The organism is Nonomuraea sp. NPDC050328 (assembly GCF_044459405.1).
Taxonomy (GTDB): domain Bacteria; phylum Actinomycetota; class Actinomycetes; order Streptosporangiales; family Streptosporangiaceae; genus Nonomuraea.
Genome location: NZ_JBITIW010000005.1, coordinates 28,986 through 52,537, shown reverse-complemented (window position 1 = coordinate 52,537; position 23,552 = coordinate 28,986). Strand labels below are relative to the sequence as shown.

At 70.7% G+C, this 23,552-nt stretch carries 21 protein-coding genes; 15 read left to right on the top strand and 6 right to left on the bottom strand.

The features are described from left to right. Positions 1 to 9: 9 nt before the first annotated feature. Complete coding sequence (locus tag ACIBG7_RS19860; RefSeq protein ID WP_397337155.1) at positions 10 to 831, bottom strand: maleylpyruvate isomerase family mycothiol-dependent enzyme; 822 nt, start codon at positions 829 to 831, stop codon at positions 10 to 12. Between the two features lie 78 nt (positions 832 to 909). Here ACIBG7_RS19860 and priA point away from each other — a divergent pair, with 78 nt between their 5' ends. The 6 genes from priA (at position 910) to ACIBG7_RS19830 (ending at position 8,063) form a co-directional block, all read left to right on the top strand. After that, complete coding sequence (gene priA / locus ACIBG7_RS19855; protein WP_397337154.1) at positions 910 to 1,629, top strand: bifunctional 1-(5-phosphoribosyl)-5-((5-phosphoribosylamino)methylideneamino)imidazole-4-carboxamide isomerase/phosphoribosylanthranilate isomerase PriA; 720 nt, start codon at positions 910 to 912, stop codon at positions 1,627 to 1,629. Between the two features lie 300 nt (positions 1,630 to 1,929). Next, positions 1,930 to 2,307, top strand: a complete 378-nt coding sequence (gene yajC / locus ACIBG7_RS19850; RefSeq protein WP_357934865.1) for a preprotein translocase subunit YajC — start codon at positions 1,930 to 1,932, stop codon at positions 2,305 to 2,307. 126 nt (positions 2,308 to 2,433) lie between these two features. Continuing rightward, on the top strand, positions 2,434 to 4,095 hold the full coding sequence (secD, locus tag ACIBG7_RS19845) for a protein translocase subunit SecD (protein ID WP_397337153.1): 1,662 nt from the start codon (positions 2,434 to 2,436) through the stop codon (positions 4,093 to 4,095). A 1-nt stretch (position 4,096) separates the two neighbouring features. Next, positions 4,097 to 5,089, top strand: coding sequence for a protein translocase subunit SecF (gene secF, locus ACIBG7_RS19840; protein WP_397337152.1), 993 nt, complete (start codon positions 4,097 to 4,099; stop codon positions 5,087 to 5,089). A gap of 118 nt (positions 5,090 to 5,207) precedes the next feature. Next, entirely contained in the window at positions 5,208 to 5,714 is a 507-nt protein-coding gene (locus ACIBG7_RS19835; RefSeq protein ID WP_357934856.1) for an adenine phosphoribosyltransferase, read from the top strand. A 162-nt stretch (positions 5,715 to 5,876) separates the two neighbouring features. Continuing rightward, on the top strand, positions 5,877 to 8,063 hold the full coding sequence (locus tag ACIBG7_RS19830) for a bifunctional (p)ppGpp synthetase/guanosine-3',5'-bis(diphosphate) 3'-pyrophosphohydrolase (protein ID WP_357934853.1): 2,187 nt from the start codon (positions 5,877 to 5,879) through the stop codon (positions 8,061 to 8,063). 67 nt (positions 8,064 to 8,130) lie between these two features. Here ACIBG7_RS19830 and ACIBG7_RS19825 read toward each other — a convergent pair whose 3' ends face one another. The 4 genes from ACIBG7_RS19825 to ACIBG7_RS19810 form a co-directional block, all read right to left on the bottom strand. After that, the gene (locus ACIBG7_RS19825; protein WP_397337151.1) at positions 8,131 to 10,068 is read right to left on the bottom strand and encodes a family 10 glycosylhydrolase; all 1,938 of its coding nucleotides are present in this window, start codon (positions 10,066 to 10,068) and stop codon (positions 8,131 to 8,133) included. 42 nt (positions 10,069 to 10,110) lie between these two features. Next, on the bottom strand, positions 10,111 to 10,869 hold the full coding sequence (locus ACIBG7_RS19820; protein WP_357934847.1) for an SAM-dependent methyltransferase: 759 nt from the start codon (positions 10,867 to 10,869) through the stop codon (positions 10,111 to 10,113). A 143-nt stretch (positions 10,870 to 11,012) separates the two neighbouring features. After that, positions 11,013 to 12,263 (bottom strand): DUF349 domain-containing protein, encoded by a 1,251-nt coding sequence (locus tag ACIBG7_RS19815; RefSeq protein WP_357934844.1) that lies wholly within the window; start codon positions 12,261 to 12,263, stop codon positions 11,013 to 11,015. A gap of 12 nt (positions 12,264 to 12,275) precedes the next feature. After that, on the bottom strand, positions 12,276 to 13,169 hold the full coding sequence (locus ACIBG7_RS19810; RefSeq protein WP_397337150.1) for a peptidylprolyl isomerase: 894 nt from the start codon (positions 13,167 to 13,169) through the stop codon (positions 12,276 to 12,278). 131 nt (positions 13,170 to 13,300) lie between these two features. Between ACIBG7_RS19810 and ACIBG7_RS19805 the strand changes: the two genes are divergently transcribed. The 3 genes from ACIBG7_RS19805 to aspS are packed head-to-tail and all read left to right on the top strand — an operon-like array spanning position 13,301 to position 16,965. Continuing rightward, positions 13,301 to 13,972: an MBL fold metallo-hydrolase gene (locus ACIBG7_RS19805; protein WP_357934839.1), complete on the top strand. Its 672-nt coding sequence runs from the start codon at positions 13,301 to 13,303 to the stop codon at positions 13,970 to 13,972. After that, complete coding sequence (hisS, locus tag ACIBG7_RS19800; RefSeq protein ID WP_357934836.1) at positions 13,973 to 15,235, top strand: histidine--tRNA ligase; 1,263 nt, start codon at positions 13,973 to 13,975, stop codon at positions 15,233 to 15,235. Further along, positions 15,232 to 16,965, top strand: coding sequence for an aspartate--tRNA ligase (gene aspS, locus ACIBG7_RS19795; RefSeq protein WP_357934833.1), 1,734 nt, complete (start codon positions 15,232 to 15,234; stop codon positions 16,963 to 16,965). Before hisS ends, aspS begins: the two co-directional genes overlap by 4 nt. Positions 16,966 to 17,040: 75 nt before the next feature. Here aspS and ACIBG7_RS19790 read toward each other — a convergent pair whose 3' ends face one another. Then, on the bottom strand, positions 17,041 to 17,964 hold the full coding sequence (locus ACIBG7_RS19790) for a peptidylprolyl isomerase (protein WP_357934830.1): 924 nt from the start codon (positions 17,962 to 17,964) through the stop codon (positions 17,041 to 17,043). A 154-nt stretch (positions 17,965 to 18,118) separates the two neighbouring features. On the opposite strand from ACIBG7_RS19790, the gene ACIBG7_RS19785 reads away from it, so the two are divergent. The 6 genes from ACIBG7_RS19785 to alaS all read left to right on the top strand — a co-directional run bounded on the left by ACIBG7_RS19785 (position 18,119) and on the right by alaS (position 23,552). Next, positions 18,119 to 18,565 carry a DUF2231 domain-containing protein gene (locus ACIBG7_RS19785; RefSeq protein ID WP_397337149.1) on the top strand — a complete coding sequence of 149 codons (447 nt, stop codon included), beginning with the start codon at positions 18,119 to 18,121 and terminating at the stop codon, positions 18,563 to 18,565. Positions 18,566 to 18,634: 69 nt separating this feature from the next. After that, on the top strand, positions 18,635 to 19,876 hold the full coding sequence (locus ACIBG7_RS19780) for a replication-associated recombination protein A (RefSeq protein WP_397337489.1): 1,242 nt from the start codon (positions 18,635 to 18,637) through the stop codon (positions 19,874 to 19,876). Beyond that, positions 19,877 to 20,251, top strand: a complete 375-nt coding sequence (locus ACIBG7_RS19775) for a VOC family protein (protein WP_397337148.1) — start codon at positions 19,877 to 19,879, stop codon at positions 20,249 to 20,251. Positions 20,252 to 20,261: 10 nt separating this feature from the next. After that, positions 20,262 to 20,633, top strand: coding sequence for a DUF948 domain-containing protein (locus ACIBG7_RS19770; protein ID WP_357934819.1), 372 nt, complete (start codon positions 20,262 to 20,264; stop codon positions 20,631 to 20,633). Then, the gene (locus ACIBG7_RS19765) at positions 20,630 to 20,863 is read left to right on the top strand and encodes a hypothetical protein (RefSeq protein ID WP_357934816.1); all 234 of its coding nucleotides are present in this window, start codon (positions 20,630 to 20,632) and stop codon (positions 20,861 to 20,863) included. The genes ACIBG7_RS19770 and ACIBG7_RS19765 overlap by 4 nt, the downstream gene beginning before the upstream one ends. A gap of 19 nt (positions 20,864 to 20,882) precedes the next feature. After that, positions 20,883 to 23,552, top strand: coding sequence for an alanine--tRNA ligase (gene alaS, locus ACIBG7_RS19760; protein WP_397337147.1), 2,670 nt, complete (start codon positions 20,883 to 20,885; stop codon positions 23,550 to 23,552).

Here is a 23,552-nt window from a genome sequence, read left to right as displayed (position 1 = left end):
CGCCCGCCGTCAGACGGGGGGCGCGAGGGTGAAGTACCGCTCCAGGACGGTACGGTCACCCGTCACCGCGAGGGTGTCGGCCGGGGTGCGGTGCCACAGGTACAGCATGAGCTGCTCCGCCGTACCGGCAAGCTCCACATCGACACCCTCACCGGCGTCCGGGCTCGTCCCGTGCACGTGGAGGTCGGGGCCGTCGAACCGGACCGTCCAGCTCTCCGGCCCGTCGGTGCGGCGGAAGCGGTAGGTCTCGCCCGCGCCGGGCGGGGCCTGGGTCATGGCCCGCCGGAAGGGCACCATCACCTCGAACGTCTGCGCCACCGCGTCCGCCGCCAGCGCCGGGTCGATCGCCCCGGGCGTCCCGACCGCCAGCTCGGCGTCCCACCGATGCAGCGCCACCTCGATCGTCTGCACCCGCACCCAGAAGGCCACCGTCCGGTCGGCCCCGTACGTCCACACCTCGGTCGCCGGGTCGGTCGTGCGGAACACCTCCGCCAACCGCCGCGCCCCCTCGCCGAACCACTCGAGCAACGACTCCGGCATCGGCCCGTAGCTGGGCGCCTTCGCCGGATCCGGCCACCCGGCCATGTCCCGGGGAAGCTGGCCGGCCATGGTCGACGGGTCGGGCAGGGCGTCCATCCGCTGCTCGATCAGCCTGGCGACGGTCCGGTGCACACCGGCCAGGTGCAGCACCAGGTCGGCGACCGACCAGTCCGGGCAGCTCGGCACCTGCGGCGCGTCCGGCAGCGCCCGCCGGGCCGCGGCCGTGAAGGCCTCGACCTCCTGCCGGAAGAGATCGACGCGGTCGAAGGGCTGAAGGGATTCGCGGCTCATCGGGAGAGGATGGCCGCTTTCGCCCCCTTTGAAACGGCCTCGGCCGGGAGCCGGCCCCGGTCGATAGGGTGCTGTTCCATGACGCTGCTGCTCCTGCCCGCCGTGGACGTGGCCGCCGGTCGGGCCGTGCGCCTGGTGCGGGGCGAGGCGGGCACCGAGACCGTCCACGGCAGCCCCTTGGACGCCGCCCTCGCCTGGCAGGCCGCTGGAGCCCGGTGGGTCCACCTGGCCGACCTGGACGCCGCCTTCGGCCGCGGTTCCGACCACGACCTCCTCGCCGAGGTGACCGCCCGCCTGGACGTGCCGGTCGACCTGTCCGGCGGCGTCCACGACGACGCCTCGCTGAAGGCCGCCCTGGCCACCGGCTGCGCCCGCGTCACCCTCTCCACCGCGGCCCTGGAGGACCGCGCGTGGTGCCGCGAGGTCGTCGCCGAGCACGGCGACCGCGTGGCCGCCGGCCTCGACGTCCGCGGCACCACCCTCGCTCCCCGAGGCGCCTCCCGTGAGGGCGGTGACCTGTGGGAGGCTCTGGCCTTCCTGGAGGCGGCCGGCTGCTCCCGCTACGTCGTCACCGACGTCACCAAGGACGGCACCCTGCGCGGCCCCAACCTCGCCCTGCTCCGCGAGGTCTGCGCCCGCACCGCCAGGCCGGTGATCGCCTCCGGCGGCGTGGCCTCCCTGGACGACCTGCGCGCCCTGGCCGCCCTGCCGATCGAGGGCGCCATCGTCGGCAAGGCCCTCTACGCCCGGGCGTTCACCCTGGAGGAGGCCCTGGCCGCCGTCGAGGGATCGGGCTGATCACGGCAAAGCCAGGTCAACGGAGGTCACAGAGCCCCGGAGCCGGCGGACCCGGAGCCCCGGCTGGGGCCGAGCCGCATCGGAGCCCGCGTCACAGATCGGTACCAACGTTGCGAATTGGGAACTTCCCCGCGCGCCGGAACGCTGGTTCGTTGCCGCGTTTCACGACAACCGCCTACACTCCGTGGCTTGGCTGGCTGTGTAGGCTGGCGGGCTGAGCGGTGTGCTAGCAGCGCGACAAGCGGAATTTCCGGCCCAAGGCCGGTGTAAACATCTTGTACGAAAGATGGAAGGTGCCCCATGCAAGGCAGTGGCTTGTCCACCATCCTGATGTTGGTCCTGATGGTGGTGGCGTTCTGGTTCCTGCTCATCCGCCCGCAGAAGAAGCGGCAGCAGGAAGCCGTCAAGATGCAGAACTCGCTCACCCCGGGCACTCGCGTGATGACCACGACCGGCCTGTTCGGCACGATCGTGGCGATCGACCACGAGGATGTGATCATCGAGGTCGCGCCGGGTGTCGAGACCCGCTGGGTGAAGGCGGCGATCGGGCGCGTGGTCACCCCGGGTGACGAGCCGGTGGTCACCGACCACACCGACGACCAGGTCACGGACGACGCCGACGTTCCCGCCAAGGGAACCGTCGACGGCGGCCAGGACTCCACCACCCCCAAGTCCTGACTAGGCTCTGCTCAAACCCCTACCTGAAAGAACAGACGACCAGTGGCCCGACCGACCAGTCGCCAGAGCAAGCCAGGACGTACGCTCCTGCTTCTCCTGGCGCTCATTCTCGCCATGGCTGGGGCGATGGCGCTGCAAAAGGCGTGGACGCCCAAGCTCGCCCTTGACCTGGCCGGCGGAACGACGGTGACGCTCTCGCCCGTCACGCTCGATGGCAAGGCACCCTCGCAGGAGGCTCTCGACCAGGCGGTCAACATCCTCCGCAACCGGGTGAACGGCAGCGGCCTGTCCGATGCCGAGGTCGCCAAGACCGGCGACAACATCGTCATCTCCGTGCCAGGCGCGGGGCAGAAGGAGACCGTCGAGAGGGTCGGTAAGACCGCTGAGCTGCGCTTCCGCCAGGTGCTGGCCATGGAGGCCACGCAGTTGCCGGCCGAGTTGCAGACCGAGGCGCCCAAGCCGAGCGGATCCCCGTCCGCGACGCCCACCGGGTCCCCGGCGCCGAGCGGCCGGCCGAGCGCGACCGTCTCGCCCAAGCCTTCCCCCACCGGCAAGGCGCTCTCGCAGGCGCTGACCGCCCCCACGCCCACGCCCACGCCCACGCCGTCCGCGAACGCGACCTCCACCCCGGCCCCGTCCGGCACGCCGGTCCCCTCGCAGCAGCCGCAGCAGCCCCAGGGCGAGCTGTACGGCAGCACCGAGGGCGTGTCGCCCGAGACGCTGAAGGCCTTCCAGGCGCTCGACTGCCTCGACCCGAACAAGCGCGGCCAGGGCATCCAGGACGACCCGAACAAGCAGTTCGCCGCCTGCTCCGACGACGGCAGCGCCAAGTACATCCTCGACGTCGCCAAGGTCGTCGGCACCGACATCGACACCGCCTCCGCGGGCATCCCGCAGGGCCGTACCGAGTGGATCGTGCAGCTCTCCTTCAAGGGCAACGGCCCGGCCGAGTGGAGCAAGCTGACCACCAAGGCCTACAACTCGCAGGCCCCGCGCAACCAGGTCGCCGTCGTTCTCGACGGCATGGTCATCACCGCCCCGCAGATCATCAACCCGATCCCGGGCGGTCAGGCGGAGATCACCGGCGGCTTCACCCAGGAGACCGCGACCACGCTCGCCGACCAGTTGAAGTACGGCTCGCTCCCGCTGAAGTTCAACCTGAGCTCGGCGGTCACCGTGTCCTCGACGCTCGGCGCCGACCAGCTCGAGGGCGGCATCATCGCCGGCCTCATCGGTCTGGCCCTGGTCGTGCTCTACTGCCTGTTCTACTACCGGGGCCTGGGCATCGTCGCGGTGCTGAGCCTCGTGGTCGCCACGGTCATCACCTACCAGGCTGTCGTGGTGCTGGGCGCGGGCGCGAACTTCCGCCTGTCGCTGCCGCACATCATCGGCCTCATCGTCTCGATCGGCATCACCGCCGACTCCTTCATCGTCTACTTCGAACGCATCAGGGACGAGATGAAGGAGGGCCGGCGCACGTTGCGCGCGGCCGTCGAGGTGGCCTGGGTCCGGGCGCGCCGCACGATCCTGATCGCCGACGCGGTCATGTTCATCTGCGCCGTGGTCCTGTACTTCCTGGCCGTCGGCGGCGTCGCGGGCTTCGCCTTCGCGATGGGCCTGACCACGCTGATCGACATCGTCGTGGTGTTCATGTTCACCAAGCCGCTCATCGCCCTGCTGGCGCGGTTGAAGTTCTTCTCCCGCGGGCACAAGCTGTCCGGTCTGGACGCCGAGCGCATGGCCGACCACCACCACACCCCCGCCACGACCACTCCGCAGGAGGCCTGAGATGGGACTCGGGAGTCGCCTCTACCGCGGCGAGATCGACGTCGACTTCGTCGGCAAGCGCAAGCTCTGGTACGGCCTGTCGGCGTTCCTGCTGGCCTTCTCCATCCTGGGCATGGTCATCAACGGCCTCAACCTGGGCGTGGAGTTCAAGGGCGGCGCGGTCTTCTCCTTCAAGGCGCCCGGCGCCAGCATCGAGCAGGTCCGCGAGACCTTCAAGGACGAGGGCGTGCACCAGCCGATCGTCCAGACCGCCGGCGACGGCTGGCGGGTGACCACCGAGACGCTCAACGAGCAGCAGGTGGACCAGGTCACCCAGGCGATCATCACCGACTACAAGGTCGCCGCCAAGGACATCAGCAACGACAACATCGGCGCCTCGTGGGGCGGTGAGGTCGCCACCAAGGCGTGGATCGGCCTCGGCGTCTTCATGCTGGCGATCATCCTGTATCTGAGCATGGCGTTCGAGCCGAAGATGGCGCTGGCCGCCATCGTCGCGCTCGTGCACGACCTGGTGATCACCGCGGGCATCTACGCGTGGTCGGGCTTCGAGGTGACCCCGGCGACCCTGCTGGGCTTCCTGACGATTCTCGGTTACTCGCTCTACGACGCGGTCGTGGTCTTCGACATGATCAAGGAGGTCACCGCCAAGCTCGGCACGACCTCCAAGAAGACCTACACCCAGGCCGCCAACGACGCGCTCAACCACACGCTGATCCGGTCGCTGAACACCTCGCTGGTGGCCATCCTGCCGGTCGCGGCGATCCTGTTCATCGGCACCACCCTGCTGGGTGCGGGCACGCTGAAGGACCTGTCGCTGGCGCTGTTCGTCGGCATGATCGTCGGCACCTACTCCTCGCTGTGCGTGGCCACGCCGCTGCTGGTCACCCTCAAGGAGCGCGAGCCGAAGTACCAGGCCATCGCCCGCCGCCTGGCCGCCACCTCCGGCGGCGGCAAGCCGAAGGGCACCACCAAGACCGCCGCGGCCAAGGGCTGACGCACAGCCGCGCCGCCGCACGCCTCCGTCCCGTCTCAGGGGCGGAGGCGTCGTCATGGGTACGGCCGGCGAGCCGTACCCGATGACGCGACAGCCGTACGAGACGAGGGAGACCCCGATGACCCAGTGGCAGAGCCTGATCAGGGACGTGCCCGACTACCCCAAGCCCGGTGTGCTCTTCAAGGACATCACCCCGCTGCTGGCCGACGGCCCCGCCTTCCGCGAGCTGGTCGACGACCTGGCCTCCTGGCACCAGGCGGACAAGATCGTCGGCATCGAGGCCCGCGGCTTCATCCTGGCCGCGCCGGTGGCCACCCACGCCGGAGCGGGATTCGTGCCGGTCAGGAAGAAGGGCAAACTCCCCGCCGAAACCCTCGAGGAGTCCTACGATCTGGAGTACGGTTCGGCCACCATCGAGGTCCACCGTGACGCCTTCGCCCCCGGTGACCGGGTCCTGATCGTCGACGACGTGCTGGCCACCGGCGGCACGGCGGCGGCGGCCGTCGATCTCGTCCGCCGGGCGGGCGCCGAGGTCGTCGGGGTGACGGTGCTGATGGAGCTGTCGTTCCTCAAGGGACGCGAGCGGCTGACCGGAGTCGACCTCCGGTCCCTGGTGATTGTCTGACGCTGGATACACTGGGGGATCTGGACTCGGACGTGAGGAGTCTGTGTGCCCCGTGACGTGGCCGTAGACAGCGATACGACGCCCGAAACCGCCCCGGCGGCGAACGGGAGCACGGCCACGCCCGCCGGTGGGGGGCGGCGCAGAAGGTTTGGGGGTGGGACCGTGAGCCAGGTGCTCGAGCCGCTGTTTCGCACGGTCCGCGCCACGCATCCGAAGGCGGACCTGCGGCTGATCCAGCGCGCCTACGAGGTCGCCGCCTACCATCACCGCGACCAGAAGCGGAAGAGCGGCGACCCGTACATCACCCACCCGCTGGCGGTGGCGACGATCCTGGCCGAGCTCGGCACCGACGACGAGACGCTCTGCGCCGCGCTGCTGCACGACACGGTCGAGGACACCGCCTACGGCCTCGACGAGCTGCGCTCCGACTTCGGCGACAAGATCGCGCTGCTGGTCGACGGGGTGACCAAGCTCGACAAGGTCAAGTTCGGCGACGCCGCGCAGGCCGAGACGGTGCGCAAGATGGTCGTGGCCATGTCGCGCGACATCCGCGTGCTGGTCATCAAGCTCGCCGACCGCCTGCACAACATGCGCACGATGCGTTACCTGCCCGAGCACAAGCGCCACCAGAAGTCGCGCGAGACGCTGGAGATCTTCGCCCCGCTGGCCCACCGCCTGGGCATGAACACCATCAAGTGGGAGCTCGAGGACCTCGCCTTCGCGATGCTCTACCCCAAGCGCTACGACGAGATCGCGCGCATGGTGTCGGAGCGGGCCCCGCGCCGCGACCTGTTCCTGCAGGAGGTCATCGAGAAGGTCTCCGCCGACCTGCGCGAGGCCAAGATCAAGGCCGAGGTCAAGGGCCGGCCGAAGCACTACTACTCGGTCTACCAGAAGATGATCGCCCGCGACGTCGCCTTCGACGACATCTACGACCTGGTCGGCATCCGGGTCCTGGTGGAGAGCGTGCGCGACTGCTATGCGGCGCTCGGAACGATCCACGCGCGATGGAACCCGGTGCCCGGCCGGTTCAAGGACTACATCGCGATGCCGAAGTTCAACATGTACCAGTCGCTGCACACCACGGTGATCGGTCCCGAGGGCAAGCCGGTCGAGCTGCAGATCCGCACGCACGGCATGCACCACCGGGCCGAGTACGGCGTGGCCGCGCACTGGAAGTACAAGGAGGAGGTCGGCGCCCCGGCCGGCGGCAAGGTCAAGCCGGGCGGCGACATGGCCTGGCTGCGCCAGCTCCTCGACTGGCAGAAGGAGACCGCCGACCCGGGGGAGTTCCTGGAGTCGCTCCGCTTCGACCTGTCGGTCAGCGAGGTCTACGTCTTCACCCCGAAGGGCACGGTCATCGCCCTGCCGGAGGGCGCGACGCCGGTCGACTTCGCCTACGCCGTGCACACCGAGGTCGGCCACCGCTGCATCGGCGCGCGGGTCAACGGCCGCCTGGTGCCGCTGGAGTCGCGCCTGGGCAACGGCGACACCGTCGAGATCTTCACCTCCAAGTCGCCCGACGCCGGCCCCTCGCGGGACTGGCTCAAGTTCGTCAAGTCCGGCCGCGCCCGCAACAAGATCCGGCAGTGGTTCTCCAAGGAGCGCCGCGAGACCGCGATCGAGGGCGGCAAGGAGGCGATCGGCCGGGCGATGCGCAAGCAGGGCCTGCCGCTGCAGCGCCTGATGTCGGGGGAGTCGCTGCTGGCGCTCGCCCGCGACCTGCGCTACCCGGACGTCTCGGCGCTCTACGCGGCCGTCGGCGAGGGCCACGTCAGCGCCCAGGCGGTCGTGCAGAAGCTTGTGGCGTCCATAGGCGGCGTCGAGGGCGCCGAGGAGGACATCGCCGAGACCTCGCTGCCCACGCGGCTCAAGGGCCGTCCCAGGGGCGGCGGCGCGGGTGTGGTGGTGGCCGGCGACGGCGACGTGTGGGTGCGCCTGTCGAAGTGCTGCACGCCGGTGCCGGGCGACGACATCGTCGGCTTCGTCACCCGCGGCCACGGCGTCTCGGTGCACCGGGCCGACTGCACCAACGTGCAGCAGCTCAAGACCCAGCCCGACCGCCTGGTCGAGGTGAGCTGGTCGCCGAGCGAGGACTCGGTCTTCCTGGTGGCCATCCAGGTCGAGGCGCTCGACCGGCCGCGGCTGCTGTCGGACGTCACCCGCACGCTGTCCGACCAGCACGTCAACATCCTGTCGGCGTCGGTGACCACCTCGCGTGACCGGGTGGCGATCAGCCGCTTCACCTTCGAGATGGGCGATCCCAAGCACCTGGGCCACGTGCTCAAGGCGGTCCGCAGCATCCAGGGCGTCTTCGACGTCTACCGCGTCAGCGGCGCGAGCGGCTGAGGGACGCACCCCCGCCGGGTGCGCCCCTCGCCGGCGTGCTCAGCGGCGGGAGGGCCGGGTAGCCGGGTCAGCCGGCCGCGGTGATCCGCACCGCGTCGGCGATCACGTAGCCCGTGGCCGAGGTCCACCGGCTGACGCCGACGACGTTGGCCGTCCCGGCGGCCAGCGGGAAGGTGCCCAGCAGCCGCCACTGCCCGCCGCCGGTGCGCTGGTCCACGGTGAGCGTCCGGTTGCCCGTGCTCGTGGCCACGATGTACGGCGTGGCGCTGTTGTAGCCCGGATCGGCCGGGTACCAGACCTCCACCCGGTAGTCGCCCGCGCTCGGGATCGTCGCGCGGAACCAGGCCGGATCGCTGACCGCCTGCGGCGAGGCGAACCGGTAGTCGGCGCCGTGCCGCTGCGCGGAGAAGGCCGAGGTGCCCCACGCCGACCCGGCCGCCGGCCCGTCGATCACCGCGCTGAACGGCCCGCCGCTGCCGGTCACCACCTTGCCGGCGCTGGGCGCGCTCTCCTGGTGGGTGCGGTTCAGCGCGCTCACGTAGTAGGTGTAGGTCGCCGAGGCCGAGGCGGTGGTGTCGGTGAACGAGGTGGCCGAGGTGACCTTGAGCAGGTTGCGGGCGTCGGCGAAGGCGCACGCGTCGGCCGGCCCTGAGCCGCCCACGCGGTAGACCGCGTAGGAGCCGCCGGAGCCCTGCCAGCTCAGCGCCACCCCGCCGGTGCCGCGCACGGCCGCGGTGATCGAGGGCGCGGCCGGGGCGGCGGCCGAGCCGTGCGCCGGCAGCAGGGCGGGCTTGGTGTAGTGGTCGGCGACCAGCCGGGTGATGCTGCCGATCCGGTCGTCGCGCACGTCCTTGGCGCTGAAGTAGACGTCGCCGAGGACCTCCGGGTGGCCGCGGTTGATCGTCAGGTGCGAGCTGAGCTCCTCGGGCCGCTGCCAGGCGGCCTCCTGCCCGGAGGCGCCCGCCCGGTAGGCGGCCTGGCCGATGTAGAGCTGCACCGCCGTACCTCTGACCACCTCCGACCACCACGCGGTCAGCACCGAGTAGTCGGCGGCGGCGAAGCCCACGTGCCAGTAGAGCTGCGGGGTGACGTAGTCGATCCAGCCCTGCTTGACCCACTTGCGGGTGTCGGCGTAGATCGCGTCGTAGGACTGCAGGCCCGAGGTCTGCGAGCCGAGCGGGTCGCTGCCGGCGTTGCGCCAGATGCCGAACGGGCTGACCCCGAAGGTGGCGTGCGGCTTGGCGGTGCGGACGCGCTGGCCGAGCTCCTGGATGAGCCGGTTGACGTTGTCGCGCCGCCAGTCGCCGACATTGGTGAAGCCGCCGCCGTACTGGCTGAAGGCGGCCGAGTCGGGGATGGCCTGGCCGCTGACCGGATAGGGGTAGAAGTAGTCGTCCAGGTGCACGCCGTCGACGTCGTAGCGGGAGACGGCGTCCATGATGGCGTCCTGGATGAAGGCCCTGACCGCCGGGATGCCGGGGTTGTAGTAGAGCTTGCCGCCGTAGGCGAAGCGCCAGGAGGGGTTCTGCCGGGCTGGATGGGTGGCGACCAGCTTGCTGGCGTCGTCGTGGTTGGCGACGCGGTAGGGGTTGAACCAGGCATGGAACTCCAGGCCCCGGGCGTGGGCCTCGGCCACCATGAAGGCCAGCGGGTCGTAGCCGGGGTTGCCGCCCTGGGTGCCGGTCAGCCACTGCGACCAGGGCTCGAAGCCGGAGGGCCAGAAGGCGTCGGCGGTGGGGCGGATCTGCACGACGACGGCGTTGAAGTTGCGGCGCTGGGCGAGGTCGAGCCAGGAGCGGTACTCCGCCTGCTGGGCGGCGGCGCTGAGGCCGCTCCGGCTGGGCCAGTCGATGTTGGCGACGCTGGCCACCCACATCGCACGGAACTGGCGTTTGGGCGTGGCCGGGTCAGGGGTGCAGGCGGCTGCGGCTGCGGCCTGGGGCAGGGAGAGGAGGGGCAGGAGCAGGGCCATGAGGCAGGAGGCGGCTAAGCGGCGCAGGCTCATGGACGGAAAGTTTCACGAAGGAGCCAGGGCTGGCAATAGTCTTCAGGGCTTCCGGCCCACCGCGACCAGATGGTAGTCGCCGACCTCCTCGACCGGCGGCGTCACCGGCCGCCACTCCTGGTTGTTGACGATGCCCGGCTCCAGCAGCTCCAGCCCGGCCAAGAAGCGCTCGAACTCCGGCCGCCGGCGCGCCGTGAAGGGCGCGGAGGCTCGCTGGTAGACCGCGCTGACCTGCGGCGCGCGCTCGGGGCGGGCGTCCGGCGCGACGTGCGTCAGCACCAGGTAGCCGCCGGACGGCAGCGCCTCGCGGATCGCCGCCACGATGCCCGCCGGGTCCTCCTCGTCGGTGACGAAGTGCAGCACCGAGACCAGCAGCACCGCCACCGGCCGCGAGAAGTCGAGCAGCTCCGCGGCGGTCGCCATGATCTTCTCCGGCTCGCGCAGGTCGCCCTCGCGCACGAAGACGCGCTCCCCGGTCGGCAGCAGCGCGCGGGAGTGGGCCAGCACCACCGGGTCGTTGTCGACGTAGAGCACCGACGCCTCCGGCGCGCTCTCGTGCACGTGGCCCACGGTCGGCAGCCCCGAGCCGATGTCCACGAACTGGTCCACGCCCAGCTCGCTCAGCGCCTGCACGGCCCGGCGCAGGAACGCCCGGGAGGCCATCGCGCCTGCCCGGATCTCCGGCACCAGCTCCAGCACCCGGTCGGCGGCCTCGCGATCGACGGTGAAGTTGTCCTTGCCGCCGAGGTAGTAGTCGTACATCCGCGCGACGTTCGGGATCTTCGCAGGGTCACTCGTCACAAAGGCGACGATAGACGATCAGCCGCCGCCACAGAGATCATTTCGCCACGAATCAGCGATCACTTCACCGTCCCGGCAAAAGCCGGAAAAGCGAACTGCCCGGCGCCGCACGCGGCGGCTCCGGGCAGTCTCCTGGGCATCGGTCAGCTGAACTCGGCGAGCGTGCGCTCGGCCTCCTCCAGCCAGGAACGGCGAGCCTCGATGGCCTCCTCCGCCTCCTTGACGTCCTTGGCCCGGCCGGCGGCCTGAGCCTTGGCCAGGCGGCTCTCGAGCTGCGCCAGCGAGGAGCGCAACTGGTCGACCGTGCTCTGCGCCCGCGCCCGCGCCTCGGGGTTGGAGCGCTTCCACTCCGCCTCCTCGGCCTTGCGGACCGCCTCGTCGATGCGGCGCAGGCCGCCCTCGAGCCGGTCGCGCTGCTCGCGCGGCACCGGGCCGAGCGCCTCCCAGCGCTCCAGCAGGCCGCGCAGCGACGCGCGGGCCGAGCGGGCGTCGGTGACCGGGAGGATCTTCTCCGCCTCGGTCAGCAGCTCCTCCTTGGCCTCCGCGTTGGCCGCCAGCGAGGCGTCGCGCTCGGCGAAGACCGCCGAACGCGCCTGGAAGAACTGGTCCTGGGCGGCCTTGAAGCGGCCCCACAGCTCGTCCTCGGCCTCACGCGAGGCCCGCCCGGCCGTCTTCCACTGCTGCATGAGCTCGCGGTAGGCCGAGGCCGTCTGGCCCCAGTCGGTCGAGGAGGCCAGCTGCTCGGCCTCCTCCACGATGCGCTCCTTGAGCGAGCGCACCCCCTCACGCTGCTGGTCGAGCCCGGCGAAGTAGGCCTTGCGCCGCTTGGCGAAAGCCGTACGGGCCGCCGACAGGCGCTTCCACAACGCGGCCTCGGTGACGCGGTCGGTGCGCTCGGCGACCTTCCACTCCTCCACGAGCTGGCGCAGCCGCTCGCCGCCGGTCTTCCAGTGCGTCGTCTCCTCGGCGATGCGCTCGGCCTCGGCGACGATGCGCTCCTTGATGCCCTTGGCCTCGTTGCGGGCCTGCTCCCTGGCCGCCTTGCCCTCCTCGCGGCGCTGGGCCACGACGGAGGTCAGCGCGTCGAGCCGCCCGGCCAGCGCGTCGAGATCGCCGACCGCGTGCGCGTCGGCGACCGCCTCGCGCAGCTTGCCGATGCTCGCCTCGGCCTGGGCGGGGGACAGGTCGGTGCCCTTCACCCGCTGCTCGAGGAGCTGGACCTGACCGGCCAGTTCCTCGTACTTGCGGTGGAAGTAGGCCAGTGCCTCCTCGGCTTCCCCGGCCTGCCACGAGCCGACAGCCCGCTCCCCTTCAGCCGTACGCACGTAGACGGTGCCGTCCTCGTCCACCCGGCCCCACGGGTCGGTGCTCACCGTGTCCTCCCGCACTTTCATCGAATCCCTACTTCAGGATGTTGTCACGCTTTTGATTTCGACGCTCTCCTTGGGTGCGCCGGTGCCGTCCCCGGCGGGGCCGGGAGTGATGACGCCTGCCTTGTTCACCTTGTCGAGAATGTCCAGGCCCTTGGTGATCGTACCGACTGGTGTGTAGTCGGGGGACAGCCCGATGTCACCGTAGACCAGGAAGAACTGGCTGCCGGTGGTGCCCGGGGCCATCGTCTTGGCCATCGCCATCACGCCGCGCTTGTAGGTCGCGCCCTGGAGGTTCTCCTCGGCCATGCGGAAGCCGGGGCCGCCCTGGCCGTCGGCCTCGCCCTTGCCGTCCGCCTTGGCCGTCGGGTCGCCGCACTGCAGCATCGGGAACTGCGCGTTGCCCAGCCGGTGGCACTTGCTGCCGTCGTAGTAGCCCTTCTCGGCCAGGAAGGCCAGGGCGTTGACGGTGCACGGCGCCTTGTCGGTGTTGAGCTTGATCTCGATGTCGCCCTGGCTGGTCTTGAAGGTCAGCGTCGCGGGCAGCTTCTTGGGCTTGATCTTCTTGGGCGGCAGGCCCACGTTCTTGACCGAGCCCATCTCGTCGGCCACGTAGTCGCAGGTGCCGGTCTTGGCGTCGAACGCCTTCGGACCCGCCGCGGGGGTGACCGTGTTCTCCGGGGTGGGCGAGCCCTCCGGGGTCGGCGCCCCGGCGCTCGGCGTCGGGCTGGCCGCCGCCGCGGTGGACTCGGAGTCGCCGCCGAGCAGGGCCGTCGCCGCCACGATGCCGCCCACGACCACGATCACACCGACGGTCGAGCCGACCACCGCGAGCTTCTTGGCCTTCTGCTCCCGCTCGATGCGCCGCTTGAGCTGACGCTCGTGGTGTTCGCGCGCCAGTTGCTTCTGGCGGTCCTTGCCGGTGGCCACCGCGTTGCCTCCTAGACGGATCCGATAAATCGAGGTGGGCGAATCGTATCGGCCAACGGGCAATGGTTCGCAGCCCGGCGAGCCGCACCGGTACCCTTCGGTTACATTCCCATTGGCTTTTTGGACGTCAGATGCTCATCGCCGGCTTCCCCGCAGGGGCCTTTCAGACTAATTGCTACGTCGTCGCACCGGGCGCGGGCGAGGAGTGCGTCATCGTCGATCCCGGCCAGGACGCGGTGGACGGCGTGGAAGAGCTGCTGCGCGAGCACCGGCTCAAGCCGGTCGCCGTGGTGCTGACCCACGGGCACCTCGACCACGTGTGGTCGGTCGGGCCGGTCTGCGGCGCGCGTGACATCCCCGCGTGGATCCACCCGGACGACCGCGAGATGCTGAGCGATCCGGCCAAGGGCATCGGCATGCCGATCTTCGGCGACCTCAAGCTGAGCGAGCCGGACGACGTGCGAACACTGGCCGACGGGGCGGTGCTCGAGCTGGCGGGGCTCGAACTGCTCGTCGACCACACCCCCGGCCATACCAGGGGGTCGGTGAGCTTCCGCATGCCCGGCGAGCAGATCATGTTCTCGGGCGACCTGCTGTTCGCCGGCTCCATCGGCCGCACCGACCTTCCGGGCGGCGACTACCCGACCATCCTGCGCAGCCTGGCCGCCAAGGTGCTGCCGCTGCCGGACGAGACGGTCGTCCTGCCCGGCCACGGACCACAGACCACGGTCGGCACCGAGCGCGCCACCAACCCGTATCTGCGGGAGGCCGCGCCGCACGCCGGCCCCACTAGGGGAATCTGAATGTCTTTCCAAGCACCGAAGGGCACCTTCGACTGGCTGCCGCCGCGCTCGGAGGTGGCGCTCGCCGTGCGCGAGGCCCTGTCCCTGCCGGTACGGCAGGCCGGCTACGGCTACGTCGAGACGCCCACCTTCGAGGACACCGACCTGTTCAAGCGCGGCGTCGGCGAGTCCACCGACGTGGTCACGAAGGAGATGTACACCTTCGAGGACAAGGGCGGCCGTTCCATCACCCTGCGCCCCGAGGGCACCGCGGGCGTGGTGCGCGCCGTCCTGCAGCACAACCTGCACCAGGCCGGGTCGCTGCCGGTCAAGCTGTGGTACTCCGGCAGCCAGTTCCGCTACGAGCGCGCCCAGCGCGGCCGCTACCGCCACTTCTGGCAGGTCGGCGCCGAGGCGCTCGGCGCGGAGGACCCGGCGCTCGACGCCGAGCTCATCGCCCTGGCCTGGCGCGGCTACCGCAGCCTCGGCCTGGAGCGGGTGGAGATCCTGCTCAACTCCCTGGGTGATCGCGAGTGCCGCCCGGCCTACCGCGCGACGCTCGTGGCCTTCCTGGAGAAGCTCGACCTCGACGAGGCCACCCGCGCCCGCGTCGCGATCAACCCGCTGCGGGTGCTCGACGACAACCGGCCCGAGGTGCAGGCCCAGCTCGTCGACGCGCCCCTGGCCGTGGACCACCTGTGCGAGGCGTGCAAGGCCTACCACGAGGAGGTCCGCGCGCTGCTGGACGCGGCGGGCGTGCCGTACACCGACGACCCCAAGCTGGTGCGCGGCCTCGACTACTACACCCGCACCGCCTTCGAGTTCGTGCACGGCGGGCTCGGCGCGCAGGCCTCGGTCGGCGGCGGCGGGCGGTACGACGGACTGTCGGAGCAGATCGGCGGCCCGCCGCTGCCCAGCGTCGGCTGGGCGCTCGGCGTCGACCGCACCATCCTGGCGATGGAGGCCGAGGGACTGCTCGCCGACGAGGAGCGGGCGAGCGTCGCGGTGTACGGTGTCCCGCTGGGCGACGAAGCGCGCCGCCGGATGTTCCTTCTCGTCGACGGGCTCCGCCAGGCGGGCGTCGCCGCCGACATGGCCTTCGGCGGCCGTGGCGTCAAGGGCGCGATGAAGAACGCCGGCCGGAGCGGCGCGCGGTACGCGCTGATCCTCGGCGAGCGCGACCTGGCGGCGGGAGCCGTACAGGTGAAGGACCTGACCACCGCTGAGCAGACCGAGGTCCCGCTGGACTCGGTCATCGACATTTTGAAGGGGAAGGTGCAGTGATTCGCACGCACACGGCAGGCAGCCTCCGGAAGGAGAACGCCGGCCAGCAGGTCACGCTCGCCGGATGGGTGGCGCGGCGCCGCGACCACGGCGGTGTGGTCTTCATCGACCTGCGTGACGCCTCCGGCTCGGCGCAGGTGGTCTTCCGCGAGGAGGACCACGCGCACGACCTGCGCGCGGAGTACTGCGTCAAGGTGGTCGGCGAGGTCCGCGTCCGCCCCGAGGGCAACGAGAACCCCGACCTGCCCACCGGCGCGATCGAGGTCGTCGCCACCGAGGTCGAGGTGCTGAGCGAGTCGGCGCCGCTGCCCTTCCCGATCGAGGGCAACGTCAACGTGTCGGAGGAGACGCGGCTGAAGTACCGCTACCTCGACCTCCGCCGCGAGAAGCAGGCCCAGGCGCTCAAGATCCGCTCGAAGGCGACCTACCTCACCAACGCGGTCCTGGACGAGCTCGGCTTCGTCTACGTCGAGACCCCGACGCTGACCCGCTCGACCCCCGAGGGCGCGCGCGACTTCCTGGTGCCGGTGCGCCTGCAGCCGGGCAACTGGTACGCGCTGCCGCAGTCGCCACAGTTGTTCAAGCAGCTCCTGCAGGTGGCCGGGCTGGAGCGCTACTACCAGCTCGCCAAGTGCTACCGCGACGAGGACCTGCGCGCCGACCGCCAGCCCGAGTTCACCCAGATCGACCTGGAGATGTCCTTCGTCGACCAGGAGGACGTCATCGAGGTCGGCGAGCGGCTGGTGGCGCGGCTGTGGAAGGACACCATCGGCTACGAGATCCCGCTGCCGCTGCCGCGGATGACCTACGCCGAGGCGATGGCCCGCTACGGCTCCGACAAGCCCGACCTGCGCTTCGGCGTCGAGCTGGTCGAGATGACGGAGTTCTTCGCCGACACCACCTTCCGCGTCTTCCAGGCCGACTACGTCGGCGCGGTCGTCATGCCGGGCGGCGCCTCGCAGACCCGCAAGGAGCTCGACGGCTGGCAGGAGTGGGCCAAGTCCCGCGGCGCCAAGGGCCTGGCCTACGTGCTGGTCCAGGAGGACGGCACGCTGGGGGGCCCGGTGGCCAAGAACCTCTCCGAGGCCGAGACCGCGGGCCTGGCGGCCAAGACCGGCGCCGCCCCCGGCGACGCGATCTTCTTCGCCGCCGGCGCCAGGTCCGGCTCGCGCGACCTGCTGGGCGCGGCGCGCCTGGAGATCGGCCGCCGCTGCGGCCTGATCGACGAGTCGCGGTGGAGCTTCTTGTGGGTCGTCGACGCGCCGATGTTCGAGGAGGACGGCGAGGGCGGCTGGACCGCGGTCCACCACCCCTTCACCGGCCCCAAGCCGGAGTGGGCCGACAGCTTCCAGGACCACCCGGGCGAGGCCCTGGCCTACGCCTACGACATGGTCTGCAACGGCAACGAGATCGGCGGCGGCTCGATCCGTATCCACCGCGCCGAGATGCAGCAGCGCGTCTTCGACGTGCTGGGCGTCTCCAAGGGTGAGGCCGAGAGCAAGTTCGGCTTCCTGCTGGAGGCGTTCAAGTACGGCCCGCCGCCGCACGGCGGCATGGCCTTCGGCTTCGACCGCATCGTCGGCCTGCTGGCCGGCACCGAGTCGATCCGTGACGTGATCGCCTTCCCGAAGACCGCCTCCGGCTTCGACCCGCTCACCGCCGCGCCGACGCCGATCACGGCCGAGCAGCGCAAGGAGGCCGGCGTCGACGCCAAGCCCAAGGAGGCCTGAGCCGCCGACGGCAACGGCCCCGTAGCGAGCGCTACGGGGCCGTTCTCGTCGGTCAGCTCTCGTGGATCGGCGGCGTCAGGCCTTCTTGCCGACCAGCCGCACGTTCTTGATGATGATGGGGTTCTTCGGGGCGGTGGAGCCCTGGTCGTTGCCCATCACGTCGCCGTCGTTGACCAGGAGCTCTTCCTTGTCCAGCTTGTCCATCCACTCCAGGCCCTTGGTGACCATGCCGATCGGCGTGTAACCGCCGCCGATCTGCGCGTTCTCGTCGGCCAGGGAGATGGCGAACTGGCTGCTGCTCTGGTTGAACGCCTCGCTGGGCTGGGTCAGGAAGACCACGCCGCGGGTGTACTGCACGGCGTCCACGGCCTCGTCGGGGATGAAGTAGCCCGCGGTGCCCTGGCCGTCGGTCGGGTTCTTGCCGTCGGCCTTGGCCTTCGGGTCGCCGCACTGCAGCATGAAGACGCCGGCCTGCTCCGGGGTGACCAGGCGGTGGCACTTGGTGTTGTCGTAGAAGTTCTTGGCCGCCAGGAAGGCCATCGAGTTCACCGAGCACGGCGTGAGCTTCGCGTCGAGCTGGATCTCGATGTCGCCGCGGTTGGTGGTGATCAGCATCTTGTCGTAGTTCCCGCGCGGCCTGGCCGGCGGCATTCCCACGAACTTCTGCGGCACGCCGCTGGTGTCCCGCTTGTAGTCGCAGGTCACCGGGCCCTTGGGCCCTTCCGTCTGGCCGTCGGCCAGCGGCTCGGCCGAGGCGGAGGCGGACGTGGAGGGGTCGGGCGCCACGGTCACGGGCGGCGCCACGGCCGTGTTCGAGCCGGCGTCCTCCGGCCGCGTCATCGCGAAGGCGGTCACGCCGCCGCCCACCACGGCCAGGGCAACGACCGCGCCGATGATGGCGTTCCGCTTGCTCTTGGCGGCTCTGCCCTCGGCGGCGCGCTGCGCCTGCCGCTCCTTGTGCTCCTGCGCCATCCGGCTCAGGCGGTCCTCGCCGCTCACCGTTCTCCTCCAGTTTGCCAACACATGACGAAACAACTCCGCGAATGCTACCCGTCTTGGAATGTGCTGGACGTAAGTGACGGAAAGTGACTGAAGTGGCGGGAACCGGAGCACCGTACGATCCGTAGTAGTTGAAAAAGAAACGGAGTGCGTCATGTTCGACGAGGTTCTCGGCCTGCCCGCCCACCCGCTGATCGTCCATGCCGCGGTGATCTTCACCCCGCTGCTGGCGCTGGTCGGCGTGGCCTACGCCGTGCTGCCCCGCTTCCAGCCCCAGCTGGGCTGGGCCGTCGTCGGGCTGTCGGTCATCGCCCCCGGCGCGGTCTTCGCCGCCCGGCAGAGCGGCGGCGCGCTGAAGGAGGCCCGCTTCTCCGGCGTCGACGACGCGCTCAAGGCCAAGATTGCCGAGCACGAGAGCTACGCCACCCCGCTGCTGCTGGTCACGCTCGGGCTGGCCGTCGCCGCCCTGGCCATGGTCTTCGTCCCCAAGGGCGTGGCCAAGACCGTCGCCTCCGTCGTCACCGTGCTGCTCGCGCTGGCCGCCGCCTACTACGTCTTCCGCTCCGGCGACTCGGGAGCGAGAGCCGTGTGGGGCCTGTAATCTCGGCTTGTGGAGAGTCTGTTCGATTCGGCGGCTGAGGAGGCCACTCCGCAGCCGCTCGCGGTGCGCATGCGGCCCCGCAACCTCGACGAGGTGCTGGGCCAGCGCCACCTGCTCGGACCCGGCACCCCGCTGCGCCGCCTCGTGGAGAGCGAGGCGCCGATGTCGCTGTTCCTGTGGGGACCGCCCGGCACCGGCAAGACCACGCTGGCCTACGTCGTCGCCGGCGTCACCAAGCGCCGCTTCGTGGAGATCTCGGCCGTCTCGGCCGGCGTGAAGGACGTGCGCGCCGCCATCGACACCGCCCGGCGCGAGCTCGGCATGACCGGCCGCCAGACCGTGCTCTTCGTCGACGAGGTGCACCGCTTCAACAAGGCCCAGCAGGACGCGCTGCTGCCCGCGGTGGAGAACCGCTGGGTCACCTTCATCGGCGCCACCACCGAGAACCCGTACTTCTCCGTCATCTCCCCGCTGCTGTCGCGCTCGCTGCTGCTCACCCTGGAGTCGCTGTCCGACGACGACGTCCGCGCCGTGCTGGAGCGGGCCGTGACCGACGAGCGCGGCCTGGCCGGCCGCGCCATCCTGGCCCCCGAAGCCCTCGACCACCTGGTACGGCTGGCCGGCGGCGACGCGCGCCGCTCGCTCACCTACCTGGAGGCGGCGGCGCTGCTGGCCGACGAGATCACCGTCGAGGTGGTCGAGAAGGCCGTCGACAAGGCGGCCGTCCGCTACGACCGCCAGGGCGACCAGCACTACGACGTCATCAGCGCCTTCATCAAGTCGATGCGCGGCTCCGACGCCGACGCCGCGCTCCACTACCTGGCCCGGATGATCGAGGCCGGGGAGGACCCACGCTTCATCGCCCGCCGCATCGTCATCTTCGCCTCCGAGGACGTCGGCCTGGCCGACCCGACCTGCCTGCAGACCGCGGTCGCCGCCGCCCAGGCGGTCCAGCTCATCGGCCTGCCCGAGGGAGGCATCAACCTGGCCCACGCGGTCATCCACTGCGCCACCGCGCCCAAGTCCAACGCGGTGATCAAGGCCATCGGCGCGGCCTCCGGCGACGTGCGCAAGGGCCTGATCGGCCAGGTCCCCGGCCACCTGCGCGACGCCCACTACCCGGGCGCCGCCAAGCTCGGCCACGGCGAGGGCTACAAGTACCCGCACGACTTCGAGCACGGCCTGGTCCGCCAGGACTACGCGCCCGCCGAGGTGCGCTCACGCCGCTACTACGAGCCCACCCGGCACGGCGCCGAGGCGCCGATCGCCGAGCGCTGGGCCAAGATCCGCGCCTTCCTGCGGGGGGAGTGAATGCTCCACCACGTCGAGCTGTGGGTCAGCTCGCTGGAGGAGACGCTGCCCAGCATGGCGTGGCTGCTCGAACGCCTCGGCTACACCGAGTTCCAAAACTGGCCTGGCGGGCGCTCGTGGCGGCACGGCGAGACCTACATCGTGCTGGAGGAGTCGCCCGACGTGCGGCGCGAGCCGTACGACCGGCTCCGGCCCGGGCTCAACCACCTGGCCTTCCACTGCGCCGACGTGGACGAGGTGACCGCCGAGGCGCAGGCCCACGGCTGGCGGCTGCTGTTCGCCGACCGCCACCCCCACGCCGGCGGCCCCGGGCACTACGCCGCCTACCTGGAGAACGCGGCGGGCTTCGAAGTGGAACTGGTCCGGTCGCGATAGGGTCTTCCCCATGCTTACCGCAGGAGAGCTCGCCGGACTCCTCGTCGCCGTCTTCTGGGCGATCCTCGTCTGCTTCCTGGCCGTCGTGCTGGTCAAGCTCGCCCGCTTGCTCACCGAGACCACCAGGATGGTCGCCGACCTGAGCAACAAGGTCGTGCCGCTGCTGGAGGAGGTCTCGGCCACCGTCGGCGAGACCAACCGCCAGCTCGTCGCCGTCGAGGCCATCGCCCACGACGTCAAGCAGGTCAGCGGGCACGCCGCCAGGCTCAGCGGCATCGTGCAGACCCTCTTCACCGGCCCCCTGGTCAAGCTGTCCGCGCTGCTCCACGGCATCGGGGTGGCGCTGGGCGCGCAAAAGCGGAAGGCGATCACCCGGCGATGATCCGCAGGCTGTTCTACATGGCGCTCGGCGCCGCGCTCACCCTCTGGGTGCTGCGCAAACTCCAGGCTCTGCACCCCCAGCACGTGGCCCGCCGTACCGCTGATCGCGCGGCGAGCATGCTCGTGCAGGTGAGAGACTTGACCCAGCACGCGCTCGACGAGGCCGCCGAGCGCGAAAACGAGTTGCGGGCCCGCTTCGGGCTCGACGACTCTGCCACCACCACAAACTAACGAAAAGGATGGCCGAGACATGGAGTCGGCAGAAATCGCGCGCCGCTTCCTGCGCTTCTTCGAGGAGCGTGGGCACAAGATCGTGCCCTCGGCCAGCCTGATCGCCGAAGATCCGACGCTGCTGCTGGTGAACGCGGGCATGGTCCCGTTCAAGCCGTACTTCCTGGGGCAGCGAAAGCCTCCGGCGGCCCGGCTGGCCAGCGTGCAGAAGTGCGTGCGCACCCCCGACATCGAAGAGGTCGGCAAGACCACGCGGCACGCGACGTTCTTCCAGATGCTGGGCAACTTCTCGATCGGCGACTACTTCAAGGAGCAGGCGATCCCGTTCGCCTGGGAGCTCCTGACCCGGTCGGAGTCCGACGGCGGCTTCGGCTTCCCGGAGGAGAAGCTCTGGGTCACCGTCTTCCTCGACGACGACGAGGCGATCGAGATCTGGAAGAAGGTCGGCGTCTCCGAGGACCGCATCCAGCGCCGCGGCCTGGAGGACAACTACTGGCACATGGGCGTGCCCGGTCCCGGCGGCCCCTGCTCGGAGATCTACTACGACCGCGGGCCCGAGCACGGCCTGGAGGGCGGTCCCGTCGCCGACGAGGACCGTTACCTGGAGGTCTGGAACAACGTCTTCATGCAGTACCAGCTCAGCGAGGTCCGCTCGAAGGTCGACTTCGACGTGGCGGGCGAGCTGCCGGCCAAGAACATCGACACCGGCATGGGCCTGGAGCGCATGGCGACGATCCTGCAGGGCGTCGACAACCTCTACGAGATCGACACGACCTACCGCATCCTCGACCGGGCGGCCGACCTCACCAAGACCCGCTACGGCCGCGACCCGCGCGCCGACGTGTCGCTGCGCGTGATCGCCGACCACGTCCGCACCAGCACCATGCTGGTCGCCGACGGCGTCGCCCCCTCCAACGAGGGCCGCGGCTACGTGCTGCGCCGCATCCTGCGCCGCTCCATCCGCAACCTGCGCCTGCTCGGCTCGGGCGAGGAGCGCTACATGCACGAGCTCACCGCGACCACCGTCGACGCGATGGGCGAGACCTACCCCGAGCTCAAGGCCGACGCGCCGCAGATCCACGCGGTCATCGACGCGGAGGAGGCCTCCTTCCTGTCGACGCTGCGCACCGGCACCGCGATCTTCGACGTGGCCGTCGAGGAGACCAAGCGCAAGGGCGGCGCCCGCCTCGGCGGCGAGCAGGCCTTCCAGCTCCACGACACCTACGGCTTCCCGATCGACCTCACCCTCGAGATGGCCTCCGAGCACGGCCTCCAGGTCGACGAGGAGGGCTTCCGCCGGCTCATGAAGGAGCAGCGCGAGCGCGCCAAGGCGGACGCGGCGGCGAAGAAGACCGGCAACGCCGACATCTCCGTCTTCGGGCAGATGCTGGAGAAGGCGGGCAAGGTCGAGTTCCTGGGCTACGACACCACCACCGCCGAGTCCGGCGTGATCGGCATCCTCGTGGGCGGCATGAGCGTGCCCGCGGCCGACGCCGGCACCGCCGTCGAGGTCGTGCTCTCGCGCACCCCGTTCTACGCCGAGGGCGGCGGCCAGCTCGCCGACCAGGGCGTACTGCGCACCGCGGGCGCGGTCGTCGACGTCACCGACGTGCAGTCGCCGCTCGGCGGCCTCGTCGTGCACCGCGGCAAGGTCCGCAGCGGCGAGCTGCGCCTGGGCGACGAGGTCCAGGCCGAGGTCGACGTCGAGCGCCGCCGCGCGATCTCGCGCAGCCACAGCGCCACCCACATGGTGCACCGCGGCTTCAAGAACTTCCTGGGCGAGACCGCGGCGCAGGCCGGCTCGGAGAACTCGCCCGGCCGCTTCCGCTTCGACTTCACCGCCGCCGGCGCGGTCCCCGCGGCCGTCCTGCGCGACGTGGAGGACGAGGTCAACGCGGTCCTCATCAACGACCTCCAGGTCAACGCCTTCTACACCTCCCAGCGGGAGGCGCGGGCGATGGGCGCGCTGGCCATGTTCGGCGAGAAGTACGGCGAGGAGGTCCGCGTCGTCGAGATCGGCGACTACTCCCGCGAACTGTGCGGCGGCACCCACGTGCACAGCTCCGGCCAGCTCGGCCTGGTCAAGATCCTCGGCGAGCAGTCCGTCGGCGCCGGCGTGCGCCGCGTCGAGGCGCTGGTCGGCATCGACGCCTTCCGCTTCCTGGCCAAGGAGTCGGTGCTGGTCGCCCAGCTCACCGAGCAGCTCAAGGCCCGCCGCGAAGAGCTGCCCGAGCGCATCGACGGCATCGTCTCCCGGCTGCGCACCGCGGAGAAGGAGCTCGAGAAGCTGCGCTCCTCCCAGGTGCTCGCCATCGCCGGCGAGCTGGCCGCGCAGGCCCGCGACGTGAACGGAGTCTCTCTGGTCACGCACCGCGCGCCTGATGGCACCAGCGCCGACGACCTGCGTAAGCTCGCGCTTGATGTGCGCGGCAGGTTCCCGGCCGACCGCGCGGCGGTCGTGGTGATCGCCGGAGCCCCCAGCGACAGGCCGGTCGTGGTTGCCGCGGTCAACGAGGCGGGACGCACGCGCGGGCTCAAGGCCGGCCAGCTTGTCGGCGTCGCCGCCAAGGCGCTTGGGGGTGGCGGTGGCGGTAAGGACGACGTCGCGCAGGGCGGGGGGACTCGGGTCGAGTCCATTGCCGACGCGCTGCGCCAGGTGGGCGAGTCCGTCTCGGGGCAGCTCGGCTGA